Source organism: Paracoccus sp. (in: a-proteobacteria), assembly GCF_047973135.1.
Lineage (GTDB): Bacteria > Pseudomonadota > Alphaproteobacteria > Rhodobacterales > Rhodobacteraceae > Paracoccus.
Window position 1 is genome coordinate 1 of sequence record NZ_JBKEBL010000276.1, and the last position, 13,917, is coordinate 13,917.

General features: G+C 63.1%; 11 protein-coding genes, 1 other RNA gene, 1 pseudogene and 1 riboswitch. Of the genes and pseudogenes, 5 read left to right on the plus strand and 8 right to left on the minus strand.

What is annotated here, in order from left to right; genetic code table 11:
- The first annotated feature begins 303 nt into the window (after positions 1–303).
- Positions 304–795 (plus strand): MarR family winged helix-turn-helix transcriptional regulator, encoded by a 492-nt coding sequence (locus ACK5L9_RS20330; RefSeq protein WP_416913276.1) that lies wholly within the window; start codon positions 304–306, stop codon positions 793–795.
- Positions 796–1,355: 560 nt separating this feature from the next.
- On the opposite strand, the gene rnpB is transcribed toward ACK5L9_RS20330, so the two are convergent.
- The 6 genes and pseudogenes from rnpB to ilvC all read right to left on the minus strand — a co-directional run bounded on the left by rnpB (position 1,356) and on the right by ilvC (position 8,961).
- Positions 1,356–1,737, minus strand: an RNA gene (gene rnpB, locus ACK5L9_RS20335) — RNase P RNA component class A.
- Between the two features lie 433 nt (positions 1,738–2,170).
- Positions 2,171–5,008, minus strand: a pseudogene (gene gcvP / locus ACK5L9_RS20340) (aminomethyl-transferring glycine dehydrogenase).
- 114 nt (positions 5,009–5,122) lie between these two features.
- Positions 5,123–5,479 carry a glycine cleavage system protein GcvH gene (gcvH, locus tag ACK5L9_RS20345; protein ID WP_416913286.1) on the minus strand — a complete coding sequence of 119 codons (357 nt, stop codon included), beginning with the start codon at positions 5,477–5,479 and terminating at the stop codon, positions 5,123–5,125.
- 11 nt (positions 5,480–5,490) lie between these two features.
- Positions 5,491–6,615 (minus strand): glycine cleavage system aminomethyltransferase GcvT, encoded by a 1,125-nt coding sequence (gene gcvT, locus ACK5L9_RS20350; RefSeq protein ID WP_416913277.1) that lies wholly within the window; start codon positions 6,613–6,615, stop codon positions 5,491–5,493.
- A 149-nt stretch (positions 6,616–6,764) separates the two neighbouring features.
- A riboswitch (glycine riboswitch) is annotated at positions 6,765–6,855 on the minus strand.
- Between the two features lie 71 nt (positions 6,856–6,926).
- Positions 6,927–7,874, minus strand: a complete 948-nt coding sequence (locus tag ACK5L9_RS20355; RefSeq protein WP_416913278.1) for an AEC family transporter — start codon at positions 7,872–7,874, stop codon at positions 6,927–6,929.
- Positions 7,875–7,938: 64 nt separating this feature from the next.
- Complete coding sequence (gene ilvC / locus ACK5L9_RS20360; RefSeq protein ID WP_416913279.1) at positions 7,939–8,961, minus strand: ketol-acid reductoisomerase; 1,023 nt, start codon at positions 8,959–8,961, stop codon at positions 7,939–7,941.
- Positions 8,962–9,090: 129 nt separating this feature from the next.
- Between ilvC and ACK5L9_RS20365 the strand changes: the two genes are divergently transcribed.
- Together ACK5L9_RS20365 and ACK5L9_RS20370 are read left to right on the plus strand one after the other, a co-directional pair.
- Positions 9,091–9,546: an Lrp/AsnC family transcriptional regulator gene (locus ACK5L9_RS20365; RefSeq protein WP_416913280.1), complete on the plus strand. Its 456-nt coding sequence runs from the start codon at positions 9,091–9,093 to the stop codon at positions 9,544–9,546.
- Complete coding sequence (locus ACK5L9_RS20370) at positions 9,543–10,001, plus strand: Lrp/AsnC family transcriptional regulator (RefSeq protein WP_416913281.1); 459 nt, start codon at positions 9,543–9,545, stop codon at positions 9,999–10,001. The genes ACK5L9_RS20365 and ACK5L9_RS20370 overlap by 4 nt, the downstream gene beginning before the upstream one ends.
- A gap of 150 nt (positions 10,002–10,151) precedes the next feature.
- On the opposite strand, the gene ACK5L9_RS20375 is transcribed toward ACK5L9_RS20370, so the two are convergent.
- Together ACK5L9_RS20375 and ACK5L9_RS20380 are read right to left on the minus strand one after the other, a co-directional pair.
- Complete coding sequence (locus ACK5L9_RS20375; RefSeq protein ID WP_416913282.1) at positions 10,152–11,732, minus strand: DUF6351 family protein; 1,581 nt, start codon at positions 11,730–11,732, stop codon at positions 10,152–10,154.
- A 149-nt stretch (positions 11,733–11,881) separates the two neighbouring features.
- Positions 11,882–12,340, minus strand: a complete 459-nt coding sequence (locus ACK5L9_RS20380; protein ID WP_416913283.1) for an Rrf2 family transcriptional regulator — start codon at positions 12,338–12,340, stop codon at positions 11,882–11,884.
- A gap of 166 nt (positions 12,341–12,506) precedes the next feature.
- On the opposite strand from ACK5L9_RS20380, the gene ACK5L9_RS20385 reads away from it, so the two are divergent.
- Both ACK5L9_RS20385 and ACK5L9_RS20390 read left to right on the plus strand, forming a co-directional pair.
- Positions 12,507–13,169, plus strand: coding sequence for an alpha/beta hydrolase (locus ACK5L9_RS20385; protein ID WP_416913284.1), 663 nt, complete (start codon positions 12,507–12,509; stop codon positions 13,167–13,169).
- A partial coding sequence (locus tag ACK5L9_RS20390; RefSeq protein ID WP_416913285.1) for an HD domain-containing protein occupies positions 13,169–13,917 on the plus strand: 749 nt, incomplete at its 3' end. The genes ACK5L9_RS20385 and ACK5L9_RS20390, both read left to right, overlap by 1 nt.

Sequence of the window (13,917 nt, forward strand, 5' to 3'; positions counted from 1 at the left end):
GAAAGCCTCTTGGTGATTGTAACGGCGTTTTCAACAGTTAGCAGGAGGGCGATGCGTTTGCACGACAATTTCAGGCCCGTGTGGTGCGCGCGGATTGCCATCCGGGCAAAACCGCTTCAAATTTAAAATTCTTGCGGTAAGCTGGGTCAGGCCGTCACCCCGCCCGTCACCCCGCACGCGCGTCAGGCTGGACGGTTCAGGCGATTGTCTCTAAAGGCCCCGGTGGGGTGATTTCCGCCGGGATGACAGATCTGTATATCGGTGCGAATTTCGTGACGCGGCCAGACGAAGATGGGAATCGGAATGAACCTGCAAGATATTGAGACCAGGGCGCAAGCCGCCGGAGGCAGCCCGCTTGCCGTGCGTCGGCTGAAACTGTGGATCCGCATGCTGGGGGTGACGCGCGCCGTCGAGAATGAGCTGCGCGAATTTCTGCGCGTCGATCATGATACGACCCTGCCGCGTTTCGACGTGATGGCTGCGCTGTATCGCAGCCGTGACGGGCTGACGATGACCGAATTGTCGCGGACGCTGCTGATCTCGAACGGCAATGCCACCACGGTGGTCAGCCGGCTGGTGCAGGACGGGATGGTCTCGCGTATTCTGTCGGAAGAGGATCGTCGCCGCGTCACCGTGCGCCTGACCCCCGCAGGCGTCACCTATTTCGAAACCCTCGCCTCCGAGCACCGGACTGTGGTGGACCGCCTGTTCGGGGAACTGGGCGAAGAGGATCTGGACGCCATGCGCGACATCCTGCGCCGCCTGCGCGACAGCCTGACCAGCCGTAACGCCTGACGGACCGGAACGGGCCTGCATCTGTTTGATGGGCCCCCGCACCGACCAGAGGGTTTTTCCTCAGACGGAAGCGTTCTGGCCCCGCGACGGTCAGGCCGACCCGCCCCCGCCCCTCTCCCTTGCTCTGATGCAGAGTCTGCCCAACCGCGAAAAAGCTGACGAATGATACCAACGGGCCTGACAAATGGCCGTTCCCGAAGGCCTGGTCTTGCGGCGGTGGCACGGCAGACCCGGCCCGAAATCAACTGCGAAGCACGTCGGGCCAACGACCGACCGCCCACTGGGCGGCCGCTTTGTATAGCTGACGGAAGCTGATTCCGGTTACAGAAACTGCGCGAGCCACAGCGTAAAATCAAAAGGTTATAGCCAGACAGGATAGTCACATTGAACGCGCCTGGCCATAATCCTTGGCTGTTCCCCGTCTGATGCTTGGGGCCGACATCAGCATCGGACCCCGTTTCAACATCTTCACCCTGAGGGATTGCCACCTTCATTGCGATCTGAAGAACGCCTGCAAATTGCGGCATCCAGGTGTCTGGACATGATCTGGCCGGAATTGGACGCGCGGAGGGCCTGTAAGCCGGATTCTGTCACCCGTGGCGTGGGGCCACGGATGGATGACCATTCCTCTTGCCCGGTCGTTGCCGACCGGATCCAGCTGCCTACCCGGACCTGCTGGGGCAAGGCGGCCCTGCGGATCGCTCCGCGCGCGGTCCCTATTCGGCATTGCTCCCGGTGGGGCTTGCCATGCGGGAACTGTTGCCAGCCCCCCGGTGGGCTCTTACCCCACCGTTTCACCCTTGCCGCCCTGACGGGTGGCGGTCTGTTCTCTGTGGCGCTTTCCCTGGGGTTGCCCCCGCCGGGCGTTACCCGGCACCGTCGCCTTATGGAGTCCGGACTTTCCTCGCGGCCTTTCGGCCCCGCGGTCATCCGGCCCTCCGCGCAGGGCGGGATATGGCCGGGTTCGCACCGCGCGTCAATGGCTGCGTGCCAGTGACGGGGCATGATATAGCTGACGGAGGCCAATTCGATCATCGAATTGGCGAAAAATCAGTGTAAAATCAAAATTTTATAGCCAAACAACATAATCATTTCAAACGCGTTTGGCTATATGGCTGAGGGAAGCTGATTTCGATGACAAAATCTGTGCCGCAATTTTTCTGCGTCAGCCATGCCGTTATGCCCGAACGGACGCATTCCTTTTCACCAAGATCGCGATTTGGCCTGTCCGCAAGGACGGCCAAATTCACGGTCCCGGAAGGCGTTTCTTCGCCGGACGGTCGTTCGATCTGCCGGTACCATCAGGGCGCTGACCTCAGCCGCCGACAGCCGCCCTTGTAGCCGTTTCAGGATCAGGGGGCTGCGGGGCCAGAGGTTACTCTGCCGTCGCGGAATAGCTGTCCAGCGGCGGGCAGGTGCAGACCAGATGACGGTCGCCATAGGCGTTGTCCACCCGGCCCACCGGGGGCCAGTACTTGTCCACCCGGAAAGCGCCCGGAGGAAAGCAGCCCTGTTCACGGCTATAGGGGCGGTCCCATTCGGCCACCAGATCCTCGACCGTGTGCGGGGCGCGGCGCAGCGGGCTTTCGGCGGCGGTGATCCGGCCCTCGGCAATGTCGGTAATCTCGTCCCGGATCGCCAGCAGCGCCAAGACAAAGCGGTCGATCTCGGCCTTGGTTTCGGACTCGGTGGGTTCGACCATCAGCGTTCCGGCCACTGGCCAACTCATCGTCGGAGCATGAAAACCGTTGTCAATCAGTCGTTTGGCGATGTCGTCCACAGTTACGCCATGTTCGGCGAAGGGCCGCGTGTCCAGAATGCATTCATGCGCCACGCGGCCGCGGTTGCCCATGAACAGGATCGGATAGGCCGCAGCCAGCCGCGAGGCGATATAGTTCGCATTCAGGATCGCCACCCGCGTCGCCTGCGTCAGCCCCGCACCGCCCATCATCAGGATATAAGACCATGAAATCAGCAGGATAGAGGCGCTTCCAAAGGGCGCGGCCGAGACTGCCCCCTCGCCTGCCTGAGGGTCGCCCGGCAGATGCGGGGCCAGATGTGCCTTGACGCCGATCGGCCCCATGCCCGGACCTCCGCCGCCATGCGGGATGGCAAAGGTCTTGTGCAGGTTCAGGTGGCTGACATCGCCGCCGATCTCGCCGGGTTTCACCAGCCCGACCAGCGCGTTCATGTTCGCCCCGTCGATATAGACCTGCCCGCCATGGTCATGGGCGATCTTGCAGACCTCGCGCACGGTGTCCTCGAAAACGCCATGCGTGCTGGGATAAGTGATCATCACGGCGGCCAGCCTGTCGCCGGCCGCCTCCGCCTTGTCGGCGAAATCCTCAAGGTCGATATCGCCATTCGGCGCCGATTTCACCACCACGACCTTCATGCCCGCCATTTGCGCGCTGGCCGGGTTGGTACCATGCGCGCTGGCCGGGACAAGGCAGACATCGCGCTGCGTGTCGCCATTGGCGCGGTGATAGGCGGCAATGGTCAGAAGCCCGGCATATTCCCCCTGCGCGCCGCTGTTGGGCTGCATCGAGAACGCGTCATAGCCGGTGATCTGGCACAACTTGGCGTCCAGATCGGCAATCGCCTCGGTATAACCCGCCGCCTGATGGCGCGGGGCAAAGGGATGCAGCGCGCCGAATTCGGGCCAGGTGATCGGCATCATCTCGGCCGCCGCATTCAACTTCATGGTGCAGGAACCCAGCGGGATCATCGCCCGGTCCAGCGCCAGATCGCGGTCGCTGAGACGGCGCATGTAACGCATCATCTCGGATTCCGCCCGGTTCATGTGAAAGACCGGATGGGTCAGGTAATCGCTGTCCCGCAGCAGGGCGTCGGGGATGGCGGGGGCGGTCGCCGGTTCCGCCGCCTCGTCTATGCCGAACGCGTCCAGCAGCCGGGCGATCACGCCCGCATCGGTCGTCTCGTCGAGGCTGATTCCCACGCGGTCACGCCCAACCTTGCGCAGGTTGATGCCGCGCTGTTCGGCGGCGGCCAGAATACCCGCCTGCCCGACGCCGACCTTGACGGTAATCGTGTCGAAAAAGGCATCGGGCGCGACCTCGGCCCCCGCCATGCGCAGCGAACCGGCCAGCGTCACCGCGTTCAGATGCACCCGCTGCGCAATGGCCCGCAACCCTTCGGGGCCATGGAACACCGCATAGAACGACGCCATGACCGCCAGCAGCGCCTGCGCCGTGCAGACATTCGAGGTGGCTTTCTCGCGGCGGATATGCTGTTCGCGTGTCTGCAAGGCCAGCCGATAGGCCTTGTTGCCGCTGCTATCGACACTGACGCCGACGATGCGGCCCGGCATGGCGCGCTTCAGATCGTCCCGGCAGGCCATGAAGGCGGCATGCGGCCCGCCATAGCCCATCGGCACCCCGAAACGCTGCGCTGACCCGACCGCAATATCCGCGCCCATCCCGCCCGGCGATTTCAGCAGGCACAGCGCCAGCAGGTCGGTGGCGACGATGGCCAGCGCCTTTGCGCCGTGCAGCGCCTCGATTTCCGGCGTCAGGTCGCGGATATGGCCATAAGTGCCGGGATACTGAAAGATCGCCCCGAACACCTCATCGGGCCGCAGATCGTCCACGGGCCCCTTGACGACGCGAATGCCCAAGGGGGCGGCGCGGGTCTCGATCACCGCGATGGTCTGCGGGTGCAGGTCATGCGCCACAAAGAAGGCATCCGCCTTCGATTTCGCCTGCCGCCTGGCCATGGCCATCGCCTCGGCCGCCGCCGTCGCCTCGTCCAGCAGCGAGGCATTGGCGATGGGCAAGCCGGTCAGATCGGCCACCATGGTCTGATAGTTCAACAGCGCCTCCAGCCGCCCCTGCGCGATTTCCGGCTGATAGGGGGTATAGGCCGTGTACCAGGCGGGGTTTTCAAGGATATTCCGCTGGATCGCGGGCGGGGTTACGGTGCCGTACTAGCCCTGCCCGATCAGGCTGGTCATAACCTTGTTCTTCTTCGCGACCTCCTCCATCCGGGCCAGCAGCGCGGCTTCGGACAAGGCCGGCCAGTCCAGCGGCGCAGCCTGACGGATCGCCTGCGGCACGGTCTGATCGATCAGCGCCTCAAGGCTGTCCGCACCGACCGCCTGCAACATCTCGGCCATCTCGGCGGGCGAGGGGCCGATATGGCGGCGGTTGGCGAAATCGTCGGGGTTATAGTCGGTCGGGTTCCAGCGGGTCATGATATCTGTGCTGTCCAAATGTCCTGGGGGTTGTCAGGGGGTGGAACACCCCCTGACCGGGGGGTGCGGGGGGCTGGCCCCCCGCCTTCTGCCGCCGGGCCAACGGCCCGGCAATCAGCCGATCAGCGCGGCATAGGCGGCCTCGTCCATGAACCCGTCCAGCGCGCCCGCCCCGGTCGGCCTGATGCGAAAGAACCACGCCGCCATCGGGTCGTCATTCACCGCGCCCGGATTGTCGGGCAGATCGGCATTCACCGCCGTGATCACGCCCGCGACCGGGGCCACGATATCGGATGCCGCCTTGACCGATTCGATCACCACGATTTCCTCGCCCGCCTCGACCTCGCGCCCCTCTTCGGGCAGCTCGATAAACACCACATCGCCAAGCTGTTCGCTGGCATGGGCGGTGATGCCCACGATGATCTCGTCACCCTCGGCACGCAGCCATTCATGGTCTTCGGTATATTTCAGCATGATGTTCCTCAGCGTTTGTAACTTGGGGTGATGAAGGGCAGGGGGGTGACGCGCACCGGCAGGCGCTTGCCGCGCAGTTCGGCGTAAAGCGTTGCACCATCGGGAATATCCGCCGGGATCCGCGCCATCGCGACCGGCCCGCCGACCGAGGGGCCGAAGCCCCCCGAACTGACCGTGCCGACCGGTTCGCCGCCGCTGTCCGAAGCAAAGATCGCAACCCCCTCGCGGATCGGCGCGCGGCCTTCGGGGCGCAGCCCCCGGCGCGTGACGACGGGGCCGCCCGCCAGTTCCGCCAGAATCGCATCGGCCCCGGGGAACCCGCCCTCGCGCGCGCCGCCCTTGCGCCGGACCTTGGGGATCGACCAGGCCAGCGCCGCCTGCGCCGGGCTGACGTCCTGATCCATGTCATGCCCGTAAAGCGGCATCCCGGCCTCCAGCCGAAGGCTGTCGCGGGCACCAAGGCCGATGGGCGCGACCTCGTCGAACCGCAGCAGCGCCTCGGCAAACCTGACCAGCCGCGCCTCGGGCACCGAAATCTCGAACCCGTCCTCGCCGGTATAGCCCGAACGCGAGATCCACAATTCCGCCCCGTCCCAGCCGATGATCCGGCTGTCCATAAAGCGCATCGCAGCCACCTCTGGCACCAGCCGCGCCAGAACATCCGCCGCCTGCGGCCCTTGCAGGGCCAGCAGCCCGCGATCCGTGACAGGGCGAATCCCGACATCCGCCAGCGTCCGCAGCAGCGCGATATCCTGATCGGCGCAGGCGGCGTTCACGACCAGCAGGTAATGATCGCCGCGATTGGCAAACATCAGATCGTCCAGAATGCCGCCCTGATCGCCGGTGAACAGGCCATAGCGCTGCCGCCCCTGTTCCAGCCCCAGCACGCTGGCCGGGATCAGCCGTTCCAGCGCCGCGCCCGCCGTTTCAAGGCGGCCATCGCTTGGCACCACCAGCACCTGCCCCATATGGCTGACATCGAACAGCCCGGCACGGGCGCGCGTGTGCAGATGCTCGGCCATGACGCCCATGGGATATTGCACGGGCATTTCCCAGCCCGCAAAGGGAACCATGCGCGCCCCGCGCGCCACATGCAGATCGTAAAGCCCGGTCCGGCGCAGTTTCTCGGCCATCTGGCCTCCTTCGCTGTCTTGCCGGCAGACCGGCATCGGTTGGACGGGCACTGATGCCCGCGCGACGATGCCCCCTCTGTCCCCGCCCTTGCGGGCGCCTGAGATCGTTATCCCTTCGGCGGGCCGGTCAGGCCACTCTCCAGAGTTCATTGTGGAAAACGGTCCTTTTGCCTGAGAGTTCGCCGGGGCGGCTGCTCCTTCGGCACCGGCGGTTGGGCCAGATTCTCCCGAATTCCTGTTGCGACAGCTAGCCGCAGCCCGTTCCTGAAGCAAGCATTTTGTCGCGCGTCTCGGGTCTCGGGTCGCAACCGTCAGGGCAAGGTGATCGCCAGAGTGGCGCTGATGGTGAAAAAGGACAGTGCCGTCATCACCAGCATCGCCAGCGCGGCATTCCGTTCCTCGCCCACACCTTGCGCAAGGATCGGATAGATCGCCATCACCGGCACCGAGGCCATGATGACTGCTGCCGCAGCCAGTTGCGGATCCCCGACGCCCCAGCCAAGGGCCGACATGAGGACAAGCCCAAGCGCGACCAGCAGCGGATGCAACAACAGCTTTCCGGCAACCACGACCATCACCTGCGGGTTCAGGCTGCGCAGCGGCAGGGCGGCCAGCGTGCCGCCGATCACCGCCAGCGAGACGGCGGCGCTGGCCGAGGCGAGGATCTCGACGGGGCGGGCGATTACGGTAGGCAGGGTCACGCCGGAAACCGACACCAGAATGCCAAGCGCCAGCGAAATCACCACCGGGTTGCGCGTCAGCCTCCGCGCGATCTGGATTGCCAGCCTCCGGGGCGCGGCCTCGTTGCTGCGGGCGCGTTCGGCAAGGGCCAGGATCAGCGGGATCATCACCAGATTCTCGACGATCATGCCCATGGCAAGGGCGGTCGCCGCCACCTCGGGCAGGGCCATCAGCAGCACCGGATAGCCGACAAAACCGCTGTTCGAACAGGACATGCCCATCGCGCGAAAGGTGGCCGCCCCGGCAGTCTCGCCCGCCGCCCGCCGCGACCATAGATAACCTATGGCAAAGACCGCCAGCGATCCGGCCAGATACGCGCCCAGATAACCGGGATTGGCGATTTCGCCCAGGGATCGGGACGAGACGGCGTGAAAAATCAGTGCAGGCAGCGCAAGATTCACCACGAACTTTCCAAGCGTGGCCATTTCGGCGGAAGAAAAGGCCCCGAGGCGGATCGACACATATCCCGTACCGATCAGAACGAATATCACGCCGGTGATGGTCAGGATGTCGAACATGATGATCCGTCTTGCCGCGTGCCGTGAAAAGAAGAAAGGGGGCCAAAGCCCCCCTTCTGCCCGATCAGTTCCGGGCCTTGTCAACCATCTTGCCCTTGGAAATCCAGGGCATCATCTCGCGCAGCTTGGCACCCACCTGCTCGATCTGGTGTTCGTCATTGATGCGGCGGGTCGCCTTGAAGAACGGCTGACCAACGGCGTTTTCCTGCATGAAATCGCGCACGAACTTGCCGGTCTGGATGTCGCGCAGCACGGCCTTCATGCGGGCCTTGGTCTCGTCATAGGGCAGGATGCGCGGGCCGCTGACATATTCGCCATATTCGGCGGTGTTGCTGATCGAATAGTTCATGTTGGCGATGCCGCCCTCATAGATCAGATCGACGATCAGCTTGACCTCGTGCAGACACTCGAAATAGGCCATTTCGGGCTCGTACCCGGCCTCGACCAGCGTCTCGAAACCCATGCGGATCAGTTCGACCAGACCGCCGCACAGCACCGCCTGCTCGCCGAACAGGTCGGTTTCGCATTCTTCGCGGAAATTCGTCTCGATGATGCCCGAACGCCCGCCGCCGATGGCGCTGCAATAGGACAGGCCCAGATCCATCGCCTTGCCCGAGGCGTCGTTATGCACGGCCACAAGGCAGGGCACGCCGCCGCCCTTGACATATTCGCCGCGCACCGTGTGGCCGGGGCCTTTGGGGGCCATCATGATGACATCGACGCCGGCTTTCGGCTCGATCAGGCCGAAATGCACGTTCAGGCCGTGGGCGAATGCGATCGCCGCGCCCTCGCGCAGGTTGTCGTGGACGTATTTCCTGTAGGTTTCCGCCTGCAATTCGTCCGGCATGGTGAACATGATCAGGTCGCACCACGCGGCGGCTTCGGCAATGCCCATCACCTTCAGCCCTTCCGCTTCGGCCTTTTTGGCCGAGGGGCTGCCCTCGCGCAGCGCGATGACGACGTTCCTGGCACCCGAATCGCGCAGGTTCAGCGCATGGGCATGGCCCTGGCTGCCATAGCCCAGAATGGCGACCTTCTTGTCCTTGATCAGGTTCACATCGCAATCGCGGTCATAATAAACGCGCATGTTGAGTCCTTTCCTCGACTGATGGCGGGGTTTCTAACCCCTGTTGCGCGTGGGGGATGTTCAATTTTCGCGAAATTTGCAAGATGGGTGAAAAGATCATGCCCGCAGGATGCATTCAGAATGAAATTCATGCCCGACACCACCGATCGGCGCATTCTGCGTCAGCTTCTGGCCGATCCCGATGCGCCGAATGCGGTTCTGGCGGAACGCGCCGGGGTGACGGCGGCAAGCCTGTGGCGGAGGCTTGAACGGCTGCGAGAGGCCGGGGTGATCGCGGCGGTTCAGGCCCGGATCGACTGGCGCGCCCTGGGATGGGAGGTCGAGGTCAGCCTGCGCTTCACCCTGGACAAGACCAGTCCCCGCGCTTTCGACGAGTTCATCGCCTCCGCAAGGGATGTTCCAGAGGTCATTGAAATTCAGACATTTCTGGGCAGTGTCGATCTGCGCCTGTCGGTGATCGCGCGCGACATAGCCCATTGGCAGCAAATTTACCGCGACCGGATCCTGAACCTGCCGCATGTGGCGGACAGCGATGCGCTGATGCTGGTCTCGACCATCAAGGACAGCGCGGAACTGGCGTTATGAGCGGGCTGGACGCGACCGATCTGGCGGTTCTGCGCCTGCTGGCGGGGGACGCGACGCGCAGCGCGGCCGAGGTCGGGCGTGCGGTGGGTATCGGGCAACCGGCGGCATGGCGGCGGATTCGCAAACTGACCGATGCGGGCGTGCTGGCGGGCCGCCGCGTGGTGGTGGACAGCGCCGCGCTGGGGTTCGGCGTGACCGTGTTTCTGGGCGTGCGTTTGGCAGCCAAGGGCCGGACATCGCTGGAAGATTTCGAACGCGCCGTGACGGCCATTCCCGAGGTGCAGACGGTTCAGCACGTTCTGGGCCAGTTCGATTATCGCCTGCGAATCACTGCCCGCGACATCTCTGATTTCGAACGTATCCTGCGCCGCCGCATCATGACCCTGCCGGGCGTTGGGCAGGTCGAGGCGAATGTGATGCTGTCCGAGGAACGCCGCCCCGGCCCGTTGGGCTAGGGGCGGCTGATCTTGTATGGCAGACGGAACCGGTTCCCGATCACAAAACCTGCGCGGCATCGTCGTTAAATCAACAGGATATAGCCAGACAGCATGATCACTTGAGACGCGTCTGGCTATATCGAAGCGACTTGCCAAATTCGGTCAGGCCTATGGCAATCTGCACGAAAAGTTCTTTGCCACGGTTGTGTCGCCGGTTCCGGCGTACACAGCGACCTTGGGATAGGGGCACAACGGTCGGGTGCGGACGAGATTCGTTTCCTCGTACTGGCCGGCAACGATCTGTTCCGGGGCCTGGCCCATTTCCACCCATTTCATAAGGGGAAGCATGGCGTCAAATCTGTCGGGTCCATAACCGCCACGGCAATGAAACATGCCTGGCACCATGAAAAGCCGATAAAAATCGGCGGTCTGATCGGCACCCATCTGCTGGCGCACGCTTTCATAGTAGTTCACCCCCATAAGCGGGTTCAAAGCGGGATCCGCCCAGCCGAAATAGGTGATCATGCGCCCGCCATGTCTTGCGAACCCTGACAGGTCAGGGTCGTTGGCATCAACGAGGTCGCGGATCATGCCGATCTCGGTATAGCGTTTTTCGATGTCGAATGTTCGCCAGTCGATGTCGGTACCGCGCATGGGCAACAAAGCCATGTTCTGAAGAAAGGACTCGCCATAAGCAAGTTGGCGGCTTGGACCATTTTCCGAAACGATCCAGGCGTTCCACCCGCTTTCTCCGGAAGGGTCGAGGCCTTCAACCCCCCAGGGAACGGCAGGGAACACTTGTTTGCCATCGACGGTCACGCCTTTCGCGATCCCTTGCAGCGCCGCGATCTGACCCGCAGTGAAGCAAGAATCGCCCGCCTCGCCGTCGCATTGCTGCAAGTCGGTGCCGGGTTCGAATGCGCAGTTCCGGGGATCGGTGATCAGGCCATCCTCCAATCCGTCGATCGCGTCACATTTCGTCATTACGGCCTTGGACAGGGCCGGTAACTGGGCCGCGGAAATGGGAGCCTTTTCCAATTGCTGCGCATTGTATACACCCCATATCTGCGTATTGCTGAAATCAAGCACCGGCGCGCCTGCAACGATACCGTCGAAGTCACCCGGATACCGTTGCGCCGACATCAGACCCTGACGCCCACCAGTCGAGCAACCATCCCAATATGAATAGGATGGCCGGTCAGAATAATAGACTTCGGCAAGCTCTTTGGCAGTCTCGACAGTGACGTGAACAGCCCGGTGGGTGTAATCAACAAGTCTTTCCAGATCATTGTCGGCAAATTCGCCAAGCGGTGCCGTCCGGTCGTCATGGCCTGTGTTCTGCTGAACCGACATGAAACCATGCCTGAGCGCGTTGTCCCTGTAGGCAAGGCGGCCAGAGCCCGAAAGATCACGGCCCGCATATCCGCCGTTTCCGAACATGTAAAGGCGACGATTCCAGTTGTCAGGCAGCGCAATCTCGAACTGAATTTCGGGCCGGATTATGCCCTGCACACGGCAGAAGGGCGGCAAATCGTCGCTCTCGACCCGCGTGGTTTTGATGAAAATAACGTCTTTCATATTCAGCGACGCAAGCTGATTGCAACCAACTGCCGGAGCGACCGGAGCAAAGTCGAACCAGGCGTCCGCCGGAGATTCGGAAAAGCTTGCGCGGTTCTGGGCGTTGGCCATTCCGGCATGAAGAGAAACGAATGTCGCGACACCCGCCATCAGCAATCTGTGGTAATGCATTCTGTTTCCTCCCTGAATACAATGTAACCAATAATGTGAACCGCCCGTTTTCCGGGGGCTCATGGAATATATCAAATCATAGATCTATCGGCCCGTTTTTGCTAAGCGTTCAATATTTGCCGCAGTGGCAGGGCAGGACGGTTTGCCGCCTATTCATCCACCACATTCAAAATCTTGGGCAGTGCCGGGCAGGGCAGCAATTGGTTGCGGGCAACGTCGGCCAGAGTGTGGTTATGCAGAAACACATAGACATGGGCCGACAGGCTTTCCCACAGCCGGTTGGACAGGGTCTGCGCGCGCGAACCCGAGACACCGCCTGACGCGCCCGCGCCGACATGCAGCGCGCTGACGGTTTCGTCCACGGCCTCCAGCACCTCGGCGATGCGAATCGTTTCGGGTGTCCGGGCGAGGCGATAGCCTCCGCCCGGACCGCGCACCGAGGTGACAAGCCCGGCCCGGCGCAGGCGGACGAAAAGTTGTTCCAGATAAGGCAGGGAAATATCCTGACGACGCGAGATTTCGGCCAGCGAGGTCATCTCATCCCCCGTGGCGATGGCCAGATCGGTCAGGGCGATGACCGCATAGCGCCCCTTGGTGGACAGTTTCATCGCCTTTCCTCCCTTGTTTTGCTGGCGCAGCATTGACGGGCGGCGCATGGCTGCGTTATGCCGCCTCAGCCTGTTTCTTGCGCAGGGTCCGCCAGCTTCCCAGATAGTTGGTCTAGAAGCCGCGCCCGTGCGCGTCAAGAAACCTAAATGCCGCTGAAGGACGACGATGCCAGAGCTGATTTTTCCCGGCCCCGAAGGCCGCCTTGAAGGCCGTTACCATCCGCAACCCGGCAAAACCGACGCCCCCATCGCCATCGTTCTGCATCCGCACCCGCAGTTCGGCGGGACGATGAACAACCGCGTCGTCTATAACCTGCATTACGCCTTTCATAACATGGGCTTCACGGTGATGCGGTTCAATTTCCGCGGGGTGGGCCGCAGTCAGGGCGAGTTCGATCAGGGCATCGGCGAATTGTCGGACGCCGCCGCTGCGCTGGATTATTTGCAGGCGATGAACCCCAACTCCAAGCATTGCTGGGTGGCGGGGTTCAGTTTCGGCGCGTGGATCGGCATGCAATTGCTGATGCGCCGTCCCGAGATCACCGGCTTTATCAGCGTGTCTCCGCCCGCCAACCAGTATGATTTCAGTTTTCTCGCCCCTTGCCCGAATTCGGGGCTGATCATCAACGGCACGGCGGATCGGGTGGCTCCGCCCAAGGACACGCATGTGCTGGTCTCGAAACTGCGCGAGCAGAAGGGGATTACCATCACCCACGAGGAAATCGAGGGCGCGGATCACTTTTTCCGCGATGACGAAGTGCATATGAAGCCGATGATCTCGACCGTGCAGGCCTATGTGCGGCGGCGGTTGACCGAGACGACCCGCTGATGTCCGATGCGCGGCTGGCGGCGCGCTTTGCGTTTCTGGCCGAAGCTGACCGGCTGAAATCGGTGGATCGCGCGAATGTGCTGATGGATCTGTCGCGGCCCGAAAACAGCGCTGAACATAGCTGGCATGTGGCGCTGTTCGGGGCGGTGTTCGGGGCGTCGGACCGGGCCATCGCGATGTTGCTGCTGCATGATCTGGTGGAAATCGACGTGGGTGATCATCCGATTCACCTGACCCATGATGCCGCAGCCGTTCAGGCCGCCGAGGATACTGCCGCCCGCCGCCTGTTCGGGATCCTGCCCGAGGACCGGGCGCTTGCCCTGTGGCAGGAATTCGAGGCGGCGCAGACGCCGGACGCCGCAATGGCCAAGCGGATGGATCATGTCCAGCCGCTGTTTCAGGTGCTGCTGGCGCCGAAGCCTTTGCCCGAACATGTGCGGATCGTGCGCGACAACATGGATGGCGGGCGTGCCGCGCGGCTGTGGGACGAATGGCCCGAAGCGATGACCGCCGCCTCGGCGCTGATGGACGGGCGGGCGGTTGACGGTGACATGGGCGCGCGGCTGGCCTTTCTGGCCGAGGCCGACCGGCTGAAATCGGTGTGCCGGGCCAGCCCGCTTTGCGATGGCTCGCGCCGGGAAAACAGTGCCGAACACAGTTGGCATCTGGCGCTGTACGCGCTGGTCATGGCGCCGCATGCGGGCAAGGGCGTCGATATTGGCCGGGTCGTCCGCATGCTGATCCTGCA